Origin of the sequence: Gordonia sputi NBRC 100414 (assembly GCF_000248055.1) — a bacterium.
Lineage (GTDB): Bacteria > Actinomycetota > Actinomycetes > Mycobacteriales > Mycobacteriaceae > Gordonia > Gordonia sputi.
The window spans coordinates 36044-54411 of sequence record NZ_BAFC01000096.1 but is presented as its reverse complement, the minus strand read 5'-3'; the positions used below and the strand labels follow the sequence as shown (position 1 = coordinate 54411).

Annotated in this window: 22 protein-coding genes; 10 read left to right on the top strand and 12 right to left on the bottom strand. The window is 65.3% G+C overall.

Annotated features, from left to right (window positions below; all coding sequences use genetic code 11):
* The 3 genes from GOSPT_RS15815 to GOSPT_RS15805 all read right to left on the bottom strand — a co-directional run.
* On the bottom strand, positions 1-541 hold a 541-nt coding region (locus tag GOSPT_RS15815; protein WP_005207412.1), incomplete at its 3' end, for a (Fe-S)-binding protein.
* Positions 542-757: 216 nt separating this feature from the next.
* The gene (locus GOSPT_RS15810; protein WP_005207411.1) at positions 758-1258 is read right to left on the bottom strand and encodes an acyl-CoA thioesterase; all 501 of its coding nucleotides are present in this window, start codon (positions 1256-1258) and stop codon (positions 758-760) included.
* Between the two features lie 169 nt (positions 1259-1427).
* On the bottom strand, positions 1428-1754 hold the full coding sequence (locus GOSPT_RS15805) for a transglycosylase family protein (RefSeq protein WP_005207410.1): 327 nt from the start codon (positions 1752-1754) through the stop codon (positions 1428-1430).
* A 310-nt stretch (positions 1755-2064) separates the two neighbouring features.
* Between GOSPT_RS15805 and GOSPT_RS15800 the strand changes: the two genes are divergently transcribed.
* A complete protein-coding gene (locus GOSPT_RS15800) occupies positions 2065-2850 on the top strand; it encodes an enoyl-CoA hydratase (protein WP_005207409.1) in 786 nt (261 codons plus the stop codon).
* A gap of 8 nt (positions 2851-2858) precedes the next feature.
* Here GOSPT_RS15800 and GOSPT_RS15795 read toward each other — a convergent pair whose 3' ends face one another.
* The 3 genes from GOSPT_RS15795 to GOSPT_RS15785 all read right to left on the bottom strand — a co-directional run bounded on the left by GOSPT_RS15795 (position 2859) and on the right by GOSPT_RS15785 (position 5554).
* Positions 2859-4088 carry an AI-2E family transporter gene (locus tag GOSPT_RS15795; RefSeq protein WP_005207408.1) on the bottom strand — a complete coding sequence of 410 codons (1230 nt, stop codon included), beginning with the start codon at positions 4086-4088 and terminating at the stop codon, positions 2859-2861.
* A gap of 183 nt (positions 4089-4271) precedes the next feature.
* Complete coding sequence (locus tag GOSPT_RS15790; RefSeq protein ID WP_005207407.1) at positions 4272-4847, bottom strand: hypothetical protein; 576 nt, start codon at positions 4845-4847, stop codon at positions 4272-4274.
* Positions 4844-5554 (bottom strand): RNA polymerase sigma factor, encoded by a 711-nt coding sequence (locus GOSPT_RS15785; RefSeq protein WP_373278553.1) that lies wholly within the window; start codon positions 5552-5554, stop codon positions 4844-4846. The genes GOSPT_RS15790 and GOSPT_RS15785 overlap by 4 nt, the downstream gene beginning before the upstream one ends.
* 315 nt (positions 5555-5869) lie before the next feature.
* Here GOSPT_RS15785 and GOSPT_RS15780 point away from each other — a divergent pair, with 315 nt between their 5' ends.
* From GOSPT_RS15780 to GOSPT_RS15750, 7 genes are read left to right on the top strand one after another with little or no spacing between them, the layout of a single operon-like run.
* Positions 5870-6373, top strand: coding sequence for an Asp23/Gls24 family envelope stress response protein (locus tag GOSPT_RS15780; RefSeq protein WP_005207405.1), 504 nt, complete (start codon positions 5870-5872; stop codon positions 6371-6373).
* On the top strand, positions 6373-6942 hold the full coding sequence (locus GOSPT_RS24360) for a hypothetical protein (RefSeq protein WP_005207404.1): 570 nt from the start codon (positions 6373-6375) through the stop codon (positions 6940-6942). The genes GOSPT_RS15780 and GOSPT_RS24360 overlap by 1 nt, the downstream gene beginning before the upstream one ends.
* Positions 6935-7117, top strand: a complete 183-nt coding sequence (locus GOSPT_RS15770; RefSeq protein WP_005207403.1) for a DUF2273 domain-containing protein — start codon at positions 6935-6937, stop codon at positions 7115-7117. The genes GOSPT_RS24360 and GOSPT_RS15770 overlap by 8 nt, the downstream gene beginning before the upstream one ends.
* Positions 7110-7730 (top strand): Asp23/Gls24 family envelope stress response protein, encoded by a 621-nt coding sequence (locus tag GOSPT_RS15765; protein ID WP_005207402.1) that lies wholly within the window; start codon positions 7110-7112, stop codon positions 7728-7730. Before GOSPT_RS15770 ends, GOSPT_RS15765 begins: the two co-directional genes overlap by 8 nt.
* Positions 7727-8389, top strand: a complete 663-nt coding sequence (locus GOSPT_RS15760; protein WP_005207401.1) for a DUF6286 domain-containing protein — start codon at positions 7727-7729, stop codon at positions 8387-8389. The genes GOSPT_RS15765 and GOSPT_RS15760 overlap by 4 nt, the downstream gene beginning before the upstream one ends.
* Entirely contained in the window at positions 8386-8943 is a 558-nt protein-coding gene (locus GOSPT_RS15755) for an Asp23/Gls24 family envelope stress response protein (protein ID WP_005207400.1), read from the top strand. The genes GOSPT_RS15760 and GOSPT_RS15755 overlap by 4 nt, the downstream gene beginning before the upstream one ends.
* 14 nt (positions 8944-8957) lie before the next feature.
* The gene (locus GOSPT_RS15750) at positions 8958-10400 is read left to right on the top strand and encodes a WS/DGAT domain-containing protein (RefSeq protein WP_005207399.1); all 1443 of its coding nucleotides are present in this window, start codon (positions 8958-8960) and stop codon (positions 10398-10400) included.
* Here GOSPT_RS15750 and GOSPT_RS15745 read toward each other — a convergent pair.
* Together GOSPT_RS15745 and GOSPT_RS15740 are read right to left on the bottom strand one after the other, a co-directional pair.
* Positions 10330-11244, bottom strand: coding sequence for a hypothetical protein (locus GOSPT_RS15745; RefSeq protein WP_039856265.1), 915 nt, complete (start codon positions 11242-11244; stop codon positions 10330-10332). The genes GOSPT_RS15750 and GOSPT_RS15745 overlap by 71 nt on opposite strands.
* Before the next feature lie 9 nt (positions 11245-11253).
* Positions 11254-11841, bottom strand: coding sequence for an HhH-GPD-type base excision DNA repair protein (locus GOSPT_RS15740; protein WP_005207397.1), 588 nt, complete (start codon positions 11839-11841; stop codon positions 11254-11256).
* A gap of 77 nt (positions 11842-11918) precedes the next feature.
* On the opposite strand from GOSPT_RS15740, the gene GOSPT_RS15735 reads away from it, so the two are divergent.
* Entirely contained in the window at positions 11919-12398 is a 480-nt protein-coding gene (locus GOSPT_RS15735; RefSeq protein ID WP_039856249.1) for a hypothetical protein, read from the top strand.
* A gap of 161 nt (positions 12399-12559) precedes the next feature.
* Positions 12560-14080: a sugar porter family MFS transporter gene (locus GOSPT_RS15730; protein ID WP_005207395.1), complete on the top strand. Its 1521-nt coding sequence runs from the start codon at positions 12560-12562 to the stop codon at positions 14078-14080.
* Positions 14081-14087: 7 nt separating this feature from the next.
* On the opposite strand, the gene GOSPT_RS15725 is transcribed toward GOSPT_RS15730, so the two are convergent.
* The 4 genes from GOSPT_RS15725 to GOSPT_RS15710 all read right to left on the bottom strand — a co-directional run bounded on the left by GOSPT_RS15725 (position 14088) and on the right by GOSPT_RS15710 (position 18228).
* Positions 14088-14849: a lysoplasmalogenase family protein gene (locus GOSPT_RS15725; protein ID WP_005207394.1), complete on the bottom strand. Its 762-nt coding sequence runs from the start codon at positions 14847-14849 to the stop codon at positions 14088-14090.
* Complete coding sequence (locus tag GOSPT_RS15720; RefSeq protein WP_005207393.1) at positions 14849-16069, bottom strand: lipase family protein; 1221 nt, start codon at positions 16067-16069, stop codon at positions 14849-14851. Before GOSPT_RS15720 ends, GOSPT_RS15725 begins: the two co-directional genes overlap by 1 nt.
* A gap of 98 nt (positions 16070-16167) precedes the next feature.
* Positions 16168-17124 carry a hypothetical protein gene (locus GOSPT_RS15715; protein ID WP_005207392.1) on the bottom strand — a complete coding sequence of 319 codons (957 nt, stop codon included), beginning with the start codon at positions 17122-17124 and terminating at the stop codon, positions 16168-16170.
* 297 nt (positions 17125-17421) lie between these two features.
* A complete protein-coding gene (locus tag GOSPT_RS15710; RefSeq protein ID WP_005207391.1) occupies positions 17422-18228 on the bottom strand; it encodes an Rv1157c family protein in 807 nt (268 codons plus the stop codon).
* Between the last annotated feature and the right edge of the window lie 140 nt (positions 18229-18368).

Here is an 18368-nt window from a genome sequence, read left to right as displayed (position 1 = left end):
CGAAGGTACCTCCGAAGCCGCAACACTGTTCGGCGGCAGGCAAGTCGACGAGATCGATGCCACGTACGCTGCGCAGCAAGCGAAGTGGCTTGTCGCCGACACGCAGCATCCGTAGGGAGTGACACGTCGGGTGGTAGGTGACCCGGTGGGGAAAGTAGGCACCGACATCGGTGACGCCGAGCACGTCGATGAGAAACTCGCTGAGTTCGAAGAATCGTGGTGTCATTTCGTCGACCGCGTGGCGGAGCCGGGTGTCGCCGGTTCGGGCGGCAACGGCCGCATGTTGGTGGCGGACCGATCCGATACACGAACCCGAGGGGGCGACGATCGCGTCGTATCCGGAGAAGACGTCGACGAACTGTCGGACACCGCCAATGGCCTCGTCGGCGTAGCCGGTGTTGGTGAACATCTGCCCACAGCATGTCTGCTCGACAGGGAACTCGACTCGGACACCGAGGCGTTCGAGCAACAGCACGGTGGCGCGTGGGGTGTTCGGCCACATCGTGTCGTTGAAGCAGGTTGCGAACAGTGCGACTCTCATCGCCTGTCGTTCTCGGTTCTGCTGTGGTGCATCGCTCACCGCCGGGGCTAGAGGTCAGGGGCTAGGGGCCAGGAGTTGAAGGAGAGGGGGCTGACGAGGGGCTGGTGGCCGGTGTTCCGTGCGACCCGACCTCGCTTCGACGCTATGGCCACCGGCAGTGAGCGTCAACCGCTGCGCGCCCTACATCCGATGGGAGTGCTGCCACGGCGGTCGCGGCTATCCGTCACGCGCGGAGCGCAGCGCCTCGCGGCGGAGTTCAGCCTCGGCGAAGCGTCGTTTCTGGTCGTCGGTCTCGGGCGTGAGCGGTGGTACCTCGCGCGGCCGTCCGTCGTCGCCCATGGCGACCATGGTGAAGTAGCAACTGTTGGTGTGTCGGCGAATCCCGGTATGGATGTTCTCGGTCTCGACCCTGATCCCGACCTCCATCGACGTGCGGCCGGTGTAATTGATCGACGCCGACAGGATGAGCAGCTCGCCCACGCGTATCGGTTCACGAAAGATGACGCGATCGACCGACAACGTGACCGCGTATCGACGCGAGTATCTGCTCGCGCATGCGTAGGCGACCTCGTCGAGCAGTTTGAGCAGCGTGCCGCCGTGGACGTTTCCGGTGAAGTTGGCCATGCCCGGCGTCATCAGCAATGACATCGACAGCGTCGAGCGGTCGGCGTCGGACACGTGATGAGTGCTCTCCGACGATCCGTGCCCGGCATCCATGTCGCGAATCGTAGCCCGCGATCACGGGGTCTGGCGCCCTATAGGCGCGCAAACGCCCCGCGACCGGGCAAACGCGCGTGGTACACCACGGGCGTCCGCGTAGTCGCGGGGCGTTGACAAGAACCGTTGACCCGATCGGGTCGTCACGGCAGGTGGGCAGACCTCAGGATCAGAGGTACTGGCCGCACACGGGCCATGCGCCCGGTCCCTGAGTTGCGAGTACGTTCTCCGCGACGCGGATCTGCTCCTCGCGCGACGCGCTGGACGCGCTGCCGCTGCCGCCGTTGGCCTCCCAGGTGCTCTGCGAGAACTGCAGGCCGCCGTAGTAGCCGTTGCCGGTGTTGGTTGCCCAGTTGCCGCTGCTCTCGCAGTTGGCGACGGCATCCCAGTCGTGTCCATCCGCAGAGGCGGTCGCGGTCGCGACGCCGAAGGGAGCAAGTGCGATCGCGCCGATGATTCCGGCGCGAAGGGCGGTCTTCTTCATCCGCGTGGTCATTGTTCCTCCTATCAGTCACCCGGTCAGGACAAATTGAGTGGGGTGTTCGGGTGACTCGTATTTGGACCAACGGCGACCTTACGGAGTGATCACGGAAAGGTCACATCGACTTTCTGACCTGCGCTGTGACGATTACCCAAGATAAATCTGGCATTTTTCTGAGAAATGCCTGCGCACTCCGGCGTTTCGTCGTGCTATTTCGCAAGTTTAATGAGTGCCTATACTGTGAGACAGATCACCACTATTTTGTGGTCCGGCGCACAGATATCGTCGAGTTGGTTAACGTTGAGCGCGGAGAAATGAGGACGAAATGTCGGAAATGAATTCCACCACGGTCACTGTCTCGCACGACGGGCCGCTGCGTTACCTCACGCTGACCGATCCACGACGACGCAACCCGCTCTCGACGTCGACGATGCGGGCAGCCACAACGGCGCTGCGTGAGTTCGATCAGGACCCCGGCGTACGTGTGGTCGTCATTCGGGCAGAAGGACCCGCCTTTTCTGCGGGACACGACCTCACCGAACTCGTCGACAGAACTCTCGCGGACGAGGAGGCGGTGTTCGCGACGTGTGTCGAGCTGATGGCGACCATCCACGAGATCCGTCAACCGGTCATCGCGCAGGTCGCGGGGGCCGCCTTCGCGGCGGGATGCCAGCTCGTCGCCGCGTGCGATCTCGCCGTGGCGTCCACAGCGGCATCGTTCAGTACGCCGGGCGTACGGATCGGATTGTTCTGCTCGACGCCGATGGTGGCGCTGACCAGGGCGATCGGGCGTAAGCGTGCGATGAAGATGCTGCTGACCGGAGACCCGATCGACGCGGCGACCGCGGCGGATTGGGGGTTGATCAATGACGTCGTCGAACCGGAAGCTCTCGATGACACCGTCCGTGGTCTTGCGCTGCGGATTGCGGCGTCGAGTGCGTCGACCCTGATGATCGGGAAGCGTGCCTTCTATCGGCAGATCGACGAGCCCGAGCCGCAGGCGTACCGCTCGATGAGTTCGACGATGGCCACCAACGCGATGACGTGTGACGCACAGGAGGGGATCACGGCTTTTCTCGCAAAGCGAGAGCCGGTCTGGTCAGATCGCTGACGAGACCATCAGGCGATGCTTTCACCGCCACCTCTCTCCTCGCCATCCCTGCTGTCGCTGTTGTCGCTGTCGCCCGCGCGTAGAGTCTGGTTCTCGACCTTGCGGATCCGCTCCTCCCGATCGTTGTGACGTCGCGCGTCCTCGACCTCGTCCGTGGTCGGTCGACCCGACGAGACCAGTACGTCAGCCCAGCGGGTCGACGGATCGATGTCGATCAGGAGCGACTTGCACAGCAGCGTGAGTGGGATGGCGAGAAGCGCACCGAGCGGGCCGATCACCCAAGCCCAGAAGATCAGCGACAGGAACGTGACCGTCGTGGTGAGACCGACGGAGTCGCCGACGAACTTGGGCTGGATCACCGACTGGATCACGAAGTTGATCACCGAATAGACGATGATGACCCACAACGCGAGCGTCCAGCCTCCGTCGAGGAGTGCCAGGATCGCGGGCGGGATGACTCCGAGCACGAAGCCGATGTTCGGGATGTAGTTGGTGATGAACGAGAGCAGGCCCCACAGCAGCGGGAGCGGAATGCCCATCAGCCACAGGGCGCCGGTATCGAAGACGGCCACGATCAGGCCGAACACCGTCGAGACGACGAGATAGTTACGCGTGCCCGAGGCAAACGTCTGAAACGCGTGCGCCACGTCGGGGCGAACCTTCTTCAGAACGTCGAAACGTTCGTCGGCGTTGATCGAGTCGACGGCCATGAACAGCAGAACGGTGAGCACCAAGATGAGAGCCGACGCCGCGCTCGCCGTGCTCGACACGACGTCGCCGACGACATCGAATACCTTGCCCGCGTCGACGTGCGAGAGCATGTCGTTGACCTTGTCCTGTCCGATGCCGTGGTCGGACAGTGCTTTTTGGATGTCGTCGATGAGGTCGTTGAACTTGTCGCTGTACTGGGGGAGGATCGTCGCGAGCCGGGCGATGCAGTAGATGACCGAACCGAACAGCCCGAGGATGATCCCGTAGACCAGTAGGACCGTCGCGAGGAATGCGGCCCACTTGGGCCAGCCCTTGCGTCGCAACCAGCCGGGCAACGGGGCAACAGCGACGGTCATGATCAGGCCGAGGAACACGGGCCCGACGATCGATCCGATCGATTTGATTCCCAAGACCGCGACAACGATGCCCGCGATGGTCAGCAGCACCACCGTTCCCCGGGGAAGTGCCCAGGTCGGCGAACCCGGGTCGTCGATCACCTTGTCGTCACTCGTGTCTTCGTCCGCCATGTCGACCTTTCTGTCGGCGTCGGCCCCCGCAGATATCCCTCGTGACGCAGCAATCCCGATGGCGCAGCCGTACTGCCTCTGTTGCCGCGCCCGTTATGACGGTTATGACGAAGAAACCCGTCGGGCAAAGCATATAGACGCTCGTGCCAATCGCGAGAGCGAAACACGCGTATGGACTCGGGCTCAGTCGATCCAATTTAGGGTGTACAGATCCTGCCAGCGGATGTCGATGTGTCGGCGTGCGGTCGCAGAGGTCGATGGTCCGAGCGTCGACGCCAGCACGGCGTCGGCGACCTCGCGCACGCGATCGGAATCGACGACGAGATCGTCGTGGTAGCGGGCGATCAGCCCGATACGCACCCGACTGACAGCGTTCTCCGGGCTGCCCTGCGACTGCAGGTTCTCGCCGGTGTCGGGGATCTCGCTGCCGTCGGGGCTGTCGAGTTCCACCAGCACGACGAGTCGGCCGAGGGTGTGCCGGATGCGTGTGGCGAGTAGTTGTTTGACGACGCGGTCGTTGACGCGCACGGTGCCGTCGTCGGTGTCGAGAATGCGGCCGCTGCGTCGGACTCGTCCGAGCTTTCCCGTGATCGACGTGATCAGCCGGGCGATGTAACGGTCGGGTTCCTCGAGTCGGCGACTCGCGTCCACGAGCCACGCGTCGGTCTCGTCGGAGTCGTCGTCGAGTCTCTCGTAGCGGTCGTCGAAGTCCGTGTCGGGAGAACCTGCGCCGCGCGTTGTCCTGCCTGCTCGCGTCATCGTCGTCCTCCTCTCAGCGAACGTGACCCGGTAGTTGATGGCCCTGTACCTGATTGCCCTGTACTCGCCGGCCCTGTACGTGTTCGCCCTGTGTTGTCGGGCCCTCGGCCGGGTTTCTCAGCGTTGGTTGCGTCGTCATTGGTTGCGCCGTCATTGGTTGCGTCGGGACGCCACGGGGCAAGGCGGGTCGCGAGGTAGCGCCGACTTCGTTGCAGATGCCCGCGGACCGAGCCGACGGAGATCTGCAAGACCCGAGAGATCTCGGTGAGCGAGAGTCCCTCGGCTTCTCGCAGCCACCATACGGCGCGCGATGTCTCCGGAAGGGTCGTCAGTTCTCGACGCAGCGCTTCGACGAGAGACGTGTGCAGCACGTCGTCGGCAGGAAGGGGATGGGGGTCGGTGAGGTCGGCGAAGCGTTCTTCCGCGGTCGGGATGTCGCGACGTCGACGCCAGTGGTCGACGGTTCTGCGGTGTGCAATCCCGAACATCCACGTCTTGAACGAACTGCGGAATGCGAAATCGGGTAGTCCGCGCCATGCGTCGAGGAGTGTGTCCTGGGCCAGATCCTCCGCGGTCTGCGGATCGTCGACCATGCGGCGTAGGTAGCGCAGCAGGGAGGGGGAGAGCTTTCCGACGAGGACCGAGAACGCCTCGGCGTCGCCCGCTGCCGCGGCGGCAGCGAGTTCATCCTCGGAGAAGTCGCTCAGCGCGGGCGCCTGTGTCGACGGACCGGGAGCCGAACGCAGCGTCGGACCCGGCGTGCCCGCGTGTCGGCCTGCCGCTGACGGTGACTCGTCACTGTGTCCGGGGTCACGCGAATTCACGCGTGCAGATATCGGATTCACTACGACTGACCTTATACGGGAGCGATGGGGAAGCGGGTCATAGATCCCCGCCGTCATCGCTCCCCATTCCGGCGACCGCCGGACGGCGTGCCGAGAAGTTGGCACGTGCGGTCGAGGTTGTCGGGATGCCGTCGTCTGACCATCTACATCGGATGAGAACGAGGAAAGAGGAGCGTCATGGCCGAGAGCGCAGCCACAGGAACCGCAACCAATCAGTCGAGCACAGGCAGCACCGAGAGCGCCAAGAGCAGCGCCGTCGCGCTGACCGACGCCTCCAAGAAGGTGGCGCCCGCCGGAGAACGCGGTAAGACGTCGATCGCCGACCAGGTGGTCGCCAAGATCGCGGGCATCGCAACCCGCGAGATCAACGGCGTCTACGACGTCGGCGGCACGACCGAACGCATGGTCGGCAAGGTCCGCGAGGTGATCCCGGGTACGGGCACCAGCACCACTCAGGGCATCAACGTCGAGGTCGGGGAGCGGCAGGCCGCTGTCGACGTCTCGATCGTCGCCGACTACGGCGTCGCCATTCACCAACTCGCTGCGGCAATCCGACGCAACGTGATCACCTCGATCGAGCAGATGACCGGACTCGAGGTGACGGAGGTGAATGTCACCGTGCACGACATCCACTTCGGCGACGATGACGACGACTCGTCGAGCGCGCCGCGGGTGCAGTGATGTCTGAGTCGTCGTCGCTGTCGGGGTCGTCGCTGTCCGGCGGCGCAGGCGATCAGGACGCCGCCACCCGCTCCGATGTCGGAGCGGGGTCGGTGGCGCAGAAGGTCGCAGCGGCGGCGGAGGCGGTGCCCGGGGTCACGGGGCTGCACGCCGGAGTCTTCGGTGAAGTCGCGACGTATCTGCCCGGTAGCCGGGTCAGCGGTGTGCGCATGTCCGACGACTCGGGCGAGGTACACATCGTCGTCGACATCAACCACGACCTGCGAGCGGTCGCCGACGAGGTCGTCACGGTCGCGTCGCAGGTAGCAGGCGTACCCGTCTCGGTGGTCGTCGAGGACATCTCGGTCGGACCCACCGAGTCTCACGACGAACCCCAGACCACATCAGGCGAGACCACGTCAGCCGGGACCACATCAGGCGGGGATACCCCAGCCGGAGAGATCCCCGTTGGCGACATTCCCGTCGGTGACATCCCAATCGGTGACATCCCCATCGGTGACATCCCCGTCGCCGATACATCGACGCAGGCACATCCAACTCGATCAACAGAGGTGAACAACGATGAGTAACAACGCGGTGATCGGTCTGATTGTCGGATTGCTCCTCGCACTCGCGGCAACGACCGGTGGCTTCACCGGCTTCATCCTGGCCATCGTGCTCGGAGCGGTGGGACTGGTCATCGGGCTACACCGCGACGGTGTGCTCGATCTCGGTCGATTGCTGAAGAGCCGGAACCGTGGCTGATGCGGTCACCGTCACCCGTGGCGATCTAGGCGCGTCGGCGGTCGGTACAGCAGCGCCGGCCTTGTCGCCAGAGGCTGCCGACGCGTCCGATCCCGGGGCACGCGGAAGTCTGGTCCTCGACGACCGCGTCGGCGAGAAGATCGCAGAACGAGCCGCACTCGGGGTAGACGGGGTGATCGAATCCGACGGCAAGGGCGAATCGGTACTGAACGCGCTCAATCCACTCTCGGGTGGGTATCCGTCCGCGTCGACCGACATGTCACAGACCGCGCCGACCATCACACTCACGGTTGCGCTGCGGTGGCCGTGCGCGGTTGCCGCGGTGTGTGCCGAGGTTCGCGATCACGTCGCGGCAGAGGTCACCCGCCTGACCGGAGTGCGCCCCGGACGCGTGGATGTGACGGTCGCAGAGATCGTGACGACGACGCAGGCAAAGCGGCGCCAGGCAGGGTACGTCGAGATCCCGAACCCGACGACGCCATCGGAACTCGCCGGGCAGTCGGGCGATTCGCCGGAGGGTCGGGACCAGGACCCTGATCGTGACCGCGACACCCGCAGTCACCGGGACACCGACAGTCACCGAGACACCGACAGCGACGAGGAGGAGTCATGAGCACGACCACTACGGACGCCGCCCCAGGTGACAAGAACGCCACAGGTGACAAGAACGCAGAGGACAAGCCAGAGCACAAGAACGAGCGCGCCGTCGTCGAGGCGCGTACCGCTGACACGCACAAGGGCAAGGTCTTCACCCCGGCAGCGGGACCGAAATCCGTTGTCTCCGGGGTGATCATCGGGATCGCATTGCTCGCGCTGGTCGCGGTCGCCATCCACGACCTGCTCGTCGAGGCGGGCTGGGTGTCCGGCACGCGGTGGCTTCAGGCCGCTGCCGACTGGATCAACGGGGCAACGTGGCAGGACTGGATGTGGGCTGCGGTAGTCGGGTTCATCATCGTGGGCCTGCTCCTGGTGTGGACGGCTCTCGCTCCGCGTCGACGCACTCACGTCAGTCTCGGCGATTTCGAGGTCCTGTGGACTCGACGCGGCGACGTCGCACGCCGATTCAGCACAGCGGCGCTGTCGGTGCCGGGCGTCGAACACGCGACAACGGTCGTCGGACGACGGCGTGCCAAGGTCCTCGTCACCACCGATTCCGCGGTCGACGAGTCGGCGCTTCGCGACACGCTCGAAAGCGTTGCGTCGTCGTTGGAGAAGAAGATGCGCGTGAAGCTCAAGGTGGTCACTCGACACAAGAAGGGGGCATCGCGATGAACCGCGGACCCGCGTCATTTCACCGGATCACGGCAGGACTGATCGGTCTGATCTGCCTCGTCGTCGGAGTGGGTGCTGTTCTGTGGAAACTCAACGTGCCCAAGGTTCGTGACTGGGCCGATCACCTCGATTCGGGCTGGCCCGCCCGCCTCGACGGCACGGACTGGTGGACGGTGCTGCTGTTCGGAATCGTCATCATCGGTCTGATCTGGGGATGGTCGCTGATCTCAACGGCCATTCGCCCGAGCAAGGTCGACGACCTCGAGCTCGCGGGCAGCAACGACGACGGCGAACTGATCGTCGCGCCCAAACTGATCGCGAACGCGGTCGCCGCCGACCTCGCCGGACACACGATGTTCGACGATGTCTCGGCCAAGGCCCTCGACGACAGAGGTCGCAAACTCATCAGGGTCACCGTGACGGCGCCGCCGACGTACTCCTACGACGACGTCGCCGCTGTGCTCGGACCAGAAATTGAACTGATCCGGGCTGCGGTGGACGGTTCTGACGTCCACGTCCAGGGTCTCGTTCACTTCGAAACCCCCAAGGGCTGACGGGATCTCGCCCGATGCAGCGGTTGTCGGCCACGGATGTGGTGCCGTACTGGATGGCGCCGATCATCCCCAACGACCAGTTCGTGGTCTACATCTTCGCCGACGACCGGCCGGTCGACGCCGCTGAGCTCGCAGCGTGGATCGCGACGAGGGCGGCGAACATCGCGGACCTGAGGCTGCGCGTCCTCGACATACCGTTCACGCTCGATCGGCCCTACTGGGTGCACGCCGATATTCTGCCGCGGCAGTTCGTCGTCGACGACGCCGCGCTCACCTGGCAGGAATGTCTCGCGATTCTGGCCGATCGGATGGCCGAGCAGCTCGATCCGACCGAGATGGCTTGGCGGGTACATCTTTTCGCTCACGTGTCGTCGGTTCCGGGCACGGGAGCTCTCGGTGACGAGGTTCCGGACGCCGCCGGACCGAGAGGTGGCGATGGTCGCGGCGTCGTCGTGGCCCTGCAGTTCTCGCATGCGCTCGGGGACGGTCGGCGCACCGCGGCCATCGCCCGCGACCTCTTCGGACCCGTTGCCGAGAAACCCGCCTCCTCGGCGTATCCGGCACGCGCACTTCCGGATTCGGCGTTGCGGGTCGCAGGTGCGGTGATCGGGGCGATGCGTCTGCCCGCGCAGGTCGCTTCGATGATCGCTCGCGGATTCGTTGCCTGGCAACGGTATCGGGCTTCTCCGCCACAGCAGAGCGGCGGTGTGCCGCTCTCACGCCTGAATCGCGCACCGGGAGCGGGTCGAACCCTGCGCACGATCACCGTGGAGCGCGAGGCTCTGCGTATCGGTGACCTCGGTGTCACAGTCGGTGCGCTGGTGGCCATTTCGCTGGCACTGCCGACGTTCCTCGCCGATCCCGAGGGCAGTCTCGTCGTCGAGCTCACCGTCGCACGGTCACCAAAGAAGGCGGTGCGCAACAACTTTCGTAACGTCGGCGTCGACCTCCACGTCGACGAGCCGGATCTCGCGCAGCGGGCTCGTCTGATCGCCGCCGAGATCGACACCGCCCGTCGCGCCGACGACGATCCGGCGCGCGTCGCATCGCGTGCGGCAACCGCCGCGACTCCCGCGGCGTTGACCCGGTGGGGCATCGGACACTTCGATCCGACGTTGGTTCCCGAGAACATCACCGGGGTCACCGTTGTGTCGTCGGTGAATCGGGGTGCGGGCGACCTCGCGCTCGATGGCAGACCGGTCCTCGCGACAACAGGCTTCCCCGCGCTGTCTCCCGTGCAAGGGCTGACGCACGGCGTGCACGGAATCGCCGATCGAGTCACCATCTCGGTGACGACGTCGCCGGAAATCGCTCCCGACGTCGACGACTACGTGACGTTGTTGTCCGAAGCGATCGACCGGCTCGGGACCCTCCGACCCCGCAGCGTCAAAGCTGGTCGTGTGGCGCCCGCGATGGATCGTGGCCGCTCGGAAGAGAATTCCGTGGGCCACGTGTGAGCCGCTTCGGCAGCCGGTCGGCGAGTCCGCCGAGCGGTGCCACAGTCTGGTTGAGAAGATCGACGGTCTCGGCGAGCTCGTGGACCGTGTCCTGCATCGCGATGAGATTCGGGGCGAGCGTCGCGATGACCTCTGTCAGTTCGGTGATGCGATCGAGCGTGCCGCCGGGCGTGATGGCGCGCTCGACCGCGCCGTTCTCGCCGACGAGTTGATCGAGAAGACCACCGTCGGCCGCGAGCCTGTCGAGGACACCACCGGGTTCTGTCGCCTTCTCCAACACTCCACCGGGAGCGGTGAGCTGGTCGACGATCCCACCCTCGGACGTCAGACGCTCGAGGATGCCCTCGTTCTCGGTGAACTGGTCGACGACGCCGCCCTCGCGGGTGAGTCGGTCGAGCGGTCCGTCCTTGGCGGTCAGCCGGACGAGAATGCCGTTCTCGTCGGTGATCTGGTCGAAGATCCCGCCCGGGGCCGTCAACTTCTCGAGGAGGCCGTCCTTGGCGGTGAGGCGATCGATGACGCCACCGGGAGTGACCAGTCGCTCGAGTGGACCTCCCGGCGCGATAAGCCTGCCCAGCGGGCGGTCGGGTGACATCAGATCGCTCAGCTGAGCCAGCAGCGCGAGCGGGGCGCGTGCACCGCCGAGTTCGGCGCCCGAGACCCCGATGGCCTGCCCGATCTCGTGCTGCACACTCGTCGCGGTCACTCGCGCGATGGTGACCGCCGATTCCGCGGCGGTCAGTGCCACACCTGCTATCGCGAACCCTAGGCGGAACGGCAGGTCGACGGCCGAGCGCAGGTCCACAGGCACGATGTCGACATCGGTGTCACGTTCTTCGACCACCACGACACCCTAGCCTTTCGACGACGCCTGATCGCCCGCTTTGGCTGCTGCCTTGGCGGCCTTTTTGAAGTCCCGAACCTTCTGCAGTGAGTCGGGGTCGGTTACGTCCGCAACCGACCGAAAACCCTTCTTGCCGTAGTCGCCGACGACCGTGGTCCAGCCGCGCGGAGCGACGTCGAGTTGCTTTGCGAGGAGCGCCGTGAAGATCTTCGCCTTCTGATCGCCGAAGCCGGGCAGTGCGCGTATGCGGTCGAACAGTTCCTTGCCGGTGGTGGCTGTCGTCCACAGGCGCGCGGTGTCGCCGTCGTACTCGTCGACGATAACCCGGGCGAGCGACTGCACACGGCCTGCCATGGAGCGGCCGTAGCGATGGATGGCAGGCGGTGTGGCGCACAGGTCGGCGAAGGCCTCGGGATCGGCGTCGGCGATCGCTTCGGGATCGAGCGAACCGAACCTGTCGCGGATCTTCGCCGGCCCGGCGAAGGCGCGCTCCATCGGAAACTGTTGATCGAGCAACATGCCGGTGAGCAGTGCGAACGCGTCGGTCGACAGCAGTTCGTCTGCGGCCGGGTCTTGGGCAATCTGCAGTTTTGCCATGGCTCCATCCTAGGGACTCCTACAATGACGCCATGCGCGAAGGGGTAGTCGGTGCAGGCAGGCTGATGGTGCGCCGGATGGCGGTGATCGTGGGTGCGGCAATCCTCGCGATTACGGGACTGACGACCGTCGGCGTCGGCGGCGCGCAGGCGATTCCGGAATACAGCAACCCCAACTTCGTGACCTCGCTGAGGTGCGACAGCGCCAATCCGTGGCCCTTGGGGCCATTGCGCATCCACGTCGATGTCTTCAACGGCATCCGTTTCCCGTCGGACGGTCTGCCACCTCCGGCGATCGAGCTGATCGGCACCGATCGCGGCAAGCCGGGGCTCGTCGAGTACTCGATGGACGTCACGGTCTCGTGGCGCAACCTGGCGACGGGTCGCACGGGTGTGGTCAGCGCGCCGAGCCGGGCGCGAAACATCTCCTGGCAGATCGACATTCATCCGGGTTCCGGACCGGTGTCGTTCGTCATTCGACAGAAGATCGGGGCCATCGCGTTCGTACCGATGGTCAACCCGCAGTTCTCGACGTGCCGCGGCACGGCAACCGCCTGAACGCCGGACTGTCACGATCTGAGCTCGATCTCGTCGCGCTGTCACGGTTTCGCGTGTGGTGCCGTGCAAAACGCCTTCACGCTGAACAACATTGGGTAACGTGAAAATCACGTCTGGGGCGCTGCGTCCCCGCGAACCGAGCATCGAGGCGAGGTCAGGCAATGTCACAAGCACGTTCTGCCCCTTCATCTGATCAACACACAGCGCGGGTCATCGGCGTCAGCGTCGCAGCGGCCGTCGGCGGATTCCTCTTCGGCTTCGACAGTTCCGTTGTCAACGGCGCGGTCGACTCCATCCAGGACACCTTCGGGCTGGGATCGCTGTTCAAGGGCTTCGCCGTCGCGATCGCACTGCTCGGTTGCGTTGTCGGTGCATGGTTTGCCGGTCGTCTTGCCGACGTCTGGGGTCGCAAACGCGTGATGGTCCTCGGTGCGGTGATGTTCACCGCGTCGGCCGTCGGAACCGCGTACACCCAAACGGTCTGGGACCTGCTCATCTGGCGCGTGATCGGCGGACTCGGCATCGGCATCGCTTCGGTGATCGCCCCCGCCTACATCGCCGAGATCGCGCCGGCGCGCTATCGCGGCGCGCTCGCATCCATGCAGCAGTTGGCCATCACACTCGGCATTTTCGCAGCGCTGTTGTCGGACAAGCTCTTTCAACAGGCCGCGCCCGGTGGCGACCCCATGAACACCCTGTGGTGGGGACTCGAGGCCTGGCGGTGGATGTTCCTGGTCGGCGTCATTCCCGCAGTCGTGTACGGCATTCTCGCGCTGCTGATCCCGGAGTCTCCGCGGTATCTCGTCGGGCACAACCGCGACGAGGAGGCCGCCCGCATCCTGCAGGAGGTCACCGGAGAGCAGCATCCGCTCGATCGTGTCAAAGAGATCAAACTGACCGTCAAGCGTGAATCGTCGGCCAAGCTGTCGGATCTGCGCGGTCCGTCGTTCGGTCTGCATCCGCTTGTCTGGGTGGGTATCTGGCTGGCGATCTTCCAGCAGTTCGTCGGTATCAACGCCATCTTCTACTATTCGACGAGCCTGTGGACGTCCGTCGGATTCAGCACAGACTCCGCGTTCACCACGTCGGTCATCACGTCGGCGATCAACGTGGTGATGACGTTCGTGGCGATTCTGTTCGTCGATCGAATCGGGCGGCGAGTGCTGCTTCTCTGGGGTTCGGTGGGCATGTTCATCGGACTCGTCATGGCGTGCGTCGCCTTCACACAGTCGCACTACAAGGAGACCGGCTCTGTCGGCGATACGCAGTGCACACCGGGGAACACCAATTCCGAGTGTCTGACGCTCAATGGGCACTGGGGTGTCGTGGCGCTGATCGGAGCCAACCTCTTCGTGATCGCGTTCGCCGCCACCTGGGGTCCGGTCATGTGGGTCATGCTCAGCGAGATGTTCCCCAACCGAATCCGCGGGGTCGCGCTCGGTGTGTGTACCGCGTTCAACTGGCTGGCGAACTTCACCATCTCGATGCTCTTCCCGCAGGCCAGCTCGAGCCTCGGACTCGGATGGGTCTACGGCTTCTTCGCGTTCTGTGCCGCGGCGTCGTACTTCTTCGTCAGGGCGAAGGTGCGCGAAACCAAGGGTCTCGAACTCGAGGAGATGGATGCCGTTGCGGCAGACGATCTCTCCCGCTTCGAGGCGACGAAGCGGGCGAAGTCGAGTTAGGTCCGGGTCAGGCGAGCTCGCCGGCTGCGTCGGGTGACGCCGCGACGTCGACTGCATCGGTGAGCAGATACTGTGCCGCGAAATAGCTTGCGAGGACCCAGACTTCGCTGATGCTGCGCGCGGTGGCACCCGAGATCAGGTGTCGGCGGTTGAGAATCGTGAAATCTGATGCGAGGAACAACAGTCCGCCGATGCGAGCGGACGGCTGCGGGGAGTCGACGGCGCCCGCGAGCGTCGACATCGCCGCCAACGAGGTGCCGTACGGGGCGAGCACGAGCAGCGGACGAGGTCGGTTGGCGGCCAGGACTGCGGCCGACTCACTCAGGGCCGCCATCCTCGGCGCGAATGCCTTGACCGTCGGTCGGGCACCGCGTCGCCAGAACAGCGCGCAGTAACAGAGTTGGGCAGCACCGAAAAGCGCTGCGCCCGTGGCGAGTCGACGATCCTTTGTCACGCGATCGGCTTCGCTGTCGGTCGGCGTGAACTCCTCCAGAAGCATCGCGCGGTCGCCTGCTGCCGAGAACGCTATGGCACCGGCGAGCAGCGCATCGTCGATGCCCAGACCGGAGTAGTGGTGCTGTCGACGCAGTAGTGCGCGTCCTGCGAGCAGGGCGAGCGGAATCGGCTTGGTGAGTGCGGCGGCGCGTCGTGTTCCGAATGCGCCCGCGGCGCTCGCGACAGCCGATGAGAGTGCGTAGGCGAGGGGAAAGCCTGCCGACGCCGCTCGGTGTCGAAATCCTCCCGACGCGGCTCGCTGTCGAGGACCCATCAGCGCATGACGGTGGCGATGAACGAACGGATGTCGTTGTCGGCCATCTTGTTTGCGCCGTCAGCGGACAGAGTCAGATACGGGCGCGGGGTGACTTGTCTGTCGGCCATCCGGGCGTCGTTGATGTAGTTCAGCGTCAGCGGCACGATCACGGACGGATCGACGAGCCCCTGCGTCATCATCACCGGTCGGGTGAAGCCACGAACCGGCAACACCGATGCCGCCTCGAGAACACCTGCGAGCTCTCGATTGCCCGAGAGTGGTTTGGAGAACAGCGATCCCAGCGACACACCGTCGACCTCGCGGGTCAGATCGGCGACGCACAGTTGCGCCGCACGGTTCAACCAGCTTCTGCCGCTCTCGGTGAGGTAGTCGACCACATCCACTGACGGGCGCGCGCTGCTGATGGCGCTGAGAGTGTAGAGGGCGTCGGCGGTCAACCCGGCGGGCAGGTTGACGGTGCCGGGGCCGAGTTTCGTGAGCAGCGACGAGAACTGTGCCGGGATCGACGACGCGGCGGCGCCGCGGAAGTCCAGGTTCGGGCCGCCGAGTGTCGGCCCGATCCGAGCGAGTGTGACCGCAGCTGCGGCACCTTGTCCCTGACCGACGACGGCCCACCGACGCGAGACATCGCTGCGCAATGATTGGGTGGCACGCACCGCGTCGACGATGTTGCGCGCCGTCGCATCGGTGTCGAAATACTGTGGTGTTCCGGCGGTTCCGAGTCCCGCGTAGTCGGTGCTCACCACCGCGTAGCCACGTGACAGCCACGTCCGTGCTTGATCGAGATCAGCGACAGCCGGCCGCACCGACGGAGCGCACCCGTCTGCCAGGCCCCGGGAACCGTGCGCCCACGCGATGACCGGGAATCCGCCTGCGGGAACGGATCCGAAGGGTGTCAGCAGCACGCCGCTCGATCGTTGCGGCTTGTGATCTGCCCCGGTGGTCGCGTAGGTGAACACCGTGCCGCTCGCCGCGCCGGGCACCAGATCCGATCGGGTGATCGGCCGCCGCGAGTACACCGCGCCTGCCGACGCCCCGCTTGTCGTGACCGCATCGACAGTCGTTGTGGTGTCGGAAAACTTGGTGGGGTCGGAAGTCTTGGCGGGGTCCGAGGAGGACTGCGCGCTCGGCTCACCGGCCGACGCTGGTGGGGCCGCCGACGCCAGGGCAGGTGCTGCCGCGAGGCCTACGCAGGCGATGGCTGCGCACGTCGCCACACGCAGCGATCTGCCCGATGCCGATCTGTCTGATACCGATCTGTCACATGCGATATCCCCTGCCTGCCTCCGCGGTCTCCGGCGGCGAGATGACGTCGTCACTTGGCGTTCACCACGCCGATCGCAGGCAGGAAGAAGCATGAGCGGCCCGCGTTGTTCGACGTCCCGTAGATGGCGGCCAGAATGGTGCCGCTACCGGTCTTCACCGGAGCGAGGCGCACACCGGACAGCAACGGAAGCAGAATCTTCGCGCGCGGATCCGTCACCGGGGCAAGCTTTTCGAAACCACCCTGCAGTGTCGAGGTGTTGAACCACGCAACCTGCATCTGGCCGTCATCGGCGGTGCCGGTACCGACAGCGGCCGGGACGAAAGCGAAAGCCGTCTCACCCTTGCCCACGAGATTCAGCTTCTCCGGCAAGGTGATGCCGGGGATGAGCTTCAGAAGCGGTGCCAGGGGTTCGACAACCTTCATCGGCTCCTCCTTGGCGGGCCACGGCCCCGGCGCTGCACCGGCAGCGCCTGTCACGATCCCGAGCGGGTTGTCGTCGGTAGGCGCTGCGCAGAATGGTGCGATGGCGGGCGAGAACGGTTGGATGCCGAGCGTTTTGAGTGCTGACTCGACGTCGGAACCGGCGACGGGATGGGGTGCGCCGCCGGTGGCACTCACGTCGCGCGACGCCGAAGCGCCACCGAGTGCAACGGAGAGGGTGTTGAGTTTGCTCTCGATGTCGGCGGTGGAAAGCTGCCCCAACGAGGACTTCACGGCCTCAGCGGCCTTCAATGCCAACTGGTCGACGCCTGCGGCCTTGAGTACTTTGACTGCTTCGGCGAGCTCGTGGTCGAGCGGGACGCTGCCGAGCGACTGAGGGTCGGGGGCCAGGGTCGTCGGAGCGGTGGGCAGTGCGGGCGCAGCTGATGCCGTCGCCGGTACGACGAGCAACATCGCGGCGGCCGTGACCGCTCCTGCGACGCCAACGCGGAGTCGACGTCGGTTCTGCTCGCGGTGCCCGGTCATGGTGCTGTGCCCGGTTGCGGTGTGTAGGGCCGACATCATCATGCTTCTCCTCGACACGACCATCAGCCCACGCACGATACGCGTGGTGCAGATGTGACAGATGTTTCTAGAGTTACAAGAGATCATGGTTGAGGTTGGGTCTGCAAGTCGCGAGTCCGAGCTGTGATGTGCACGCGACCCCGATGCGATCCTCGACGCAGCCACGAGCGATGCGACCCGACGGCCGGATATCGGGAGCCGCAAACGCTAGAGCAGAAACGGCAGAGCAGAGACGACAAGGCCGGGGAAGCGTGTGCTGCTTCCCCGGCCTTTGCCGAGAGTGCTACCCGGGTCGGATCAGATGATCGCGAGTCCGATCGTCGGGATGATGGTGCAGCTGAGCACCTTGCCCTTGGTCTTGGTGGTCACGTCGCCGTAGATCGTGGAGATCACGCGTCCCTTGCCGGTAGAGGCGATCCCGGTGAAGGTGCCCGGTCCGTTGGTCGCGTTGATCAGCGCGTTGCGCTTGAGCTGGAGCTGACCGGTGCGGCCGTTGTCGATGTTGATCCAGCTGACCAGCAGCTGGCGGGCCTGATTGTTGATCGCGGGGCCGGTGCCGAGGCTGGTGTAGACGTAGCCGGCCTGTCCACGCTTGGGGCCTGGAGCCGGCGCCTTCTGCGGACCCGCCGTCACGAGTGCTCGACCGAGGGAGTTGCCGCCGCCGGGCATGCAGCCGAAGCCGAGCGTCGGGTAGAGGAACTCCTGGATCTTCGGTGCGTTCGGGCCCTGCGGGATCTCCGGGTCGCCTGGCTTTGCGGCCTCGATCCGGGCGACCTGCTTGCGGCCGGGTTCGCCGAGGAAGTCGGTGATCTTCTGCCAGGTGGCGGCGACCTGTGGGGGGAGTCCCGGCTGGTCGGCCATCGCTCGCGCCTGCTGCAACAGCTGGGCGTTCACCTTGCCGTCCGGTCCGGGGGTGGTGACCGAGCCGATGATCGCGGGCGCGAAGGCTCCGAGGGAATCCAGCGTGCGCTGGTCGACCTTCGTGGCCTGGGTGGGCGCCGGTGCCGCGTGCGCGAGGCTCGGGGCGGCGAGCGAAGCGGCGACGGCAACCGTTGCTGCGGCCACTGCGATGCGGGCGCGACTGGTCAGTGCTGAGAGACGCACTTGTCGGAGTCCTATCGGTTGTCGGTGTAGTTATCGGGCACTCGGTACTTGTCGAGCACAGGCTAACGGTGCACTCGGGACCCTACCCGGGCGTCCTGTCCGGAAACGCCGGCGCGTCATTCTAAGCCCCGGCGATGGGG

Bases quoted from the DNA above. Each gene is read 5' to 3' on its own strand.
- GOSPT_RS15810 (WP_005207411.1), bottom strand. From the start codon at position 1,258: ATGGATGCCGGGCACGGATCGTCGGAGAGCACTCATCACGTGTCCGAC.
- GOSPT_RS15805 (WP_005207410.1), bottom strand. From the start codon at position 1,754: ATGACCACGCGGATGAAGAAGACCGCCCTTCGCGCCGGAATCATCGGC.
- GOSPT_RS15800 (WP_005207409.1), top strand. From the start codon at position 2,065: ATGTCGGAAATGAATTCCACCACGGTCACTGTCTCGCACGACGGGCCG.
- GOSPT_RS15795 (WP_005207408.1), bottom strand. From the start codon at position 4,088: ATGGCGGACGAAGACACGAGTGACGACAAGGTGATCGACGACCCGGGT.
- GOSPT_RS15790 (WP_005207407.1), bottom strand. From the start codon at position 4,847: ATGACGCGAGCAGGCAGGACAACGCGCGGCGCAGGTTCTCCCGACACG.
- GOSPT_RS15780 (WP_005207405.1), top strand. From the start codon at position 5,870: ATGGCCGAGAGCGCAGCCACAGGAACCGCAACCAATCAGTCGAGCACA.
- GOSPT_RS24360 (WP_005207404.1), top strand. From the start codon at position 6,373: ATGTCTGAGTCGTCGTCGCTGTCGGGGTCGTCGCTGTCCGGCGGCGCA.
- GOSPT_RS15770 (WP_005207403.1), top strand. From the start codon at position 6,935: ATGAGTAACAACGCGGTGATCGGTCTGATTGTCGGATTGCTCCTCGCA.
- GOSPT_RS15760 (WP_005207401.1), top strand. From the start codon at position 7,727: ATGAGCACGACCACTACGGACGCCGCCCCAGGTGACAAGAACGCCACA.
- GOSPT_RS15755 (WP_005207400.1), top strand. From the start codon at position 8,386: ATGAACCGCGGACCCGCGTCATTTCACCGGATCACGGCAGGACTGATC.
- GOSPT_RS15750 (WP_005207399.1), top strand. From the start codon at position 8,958: ATGCAGCGGTTGTCGGCCACGGATGTGGTGCCGTACTGGATGGCGCCG.
- GOSPT_RS15740 (WP_005207397.1), bottom strand. From the start codon at position 11,841: ATGGCAAAACTGCAGATTGCCCAAGACCCGGCCGCAGACGAACTGCTG.
- GOSPT_RS15735 (WP_039856249.1), top strand. From the start codon at position 11,919: ATGGCGGTGATCGTGGGTGCGGCAATCCTCGCGATTACGGGACTGACG.
- GOSPT_RS15730 (WP_005207395.1), top strand. From the start codon at position 12,560: ATGTCACAAGCACGTTCTGCCCCTTCATCTGATCAACACACAGCGCGG.
- GOSPT_RS15725 (WP_005207394.1), bottom strand. From the start codon at position 14,849: ATGGGTCCTCGACAGCGAGCCGCGTCGGGAGGATTTCGACACCGAGCG.
- GOSPT_RS15715 (WP_005207392.1), bottom strand. From the start codon at position 17,124: ATGATGTCGGCCCTACACACCGCAACCGGGCACAGCACCATGACCGGG.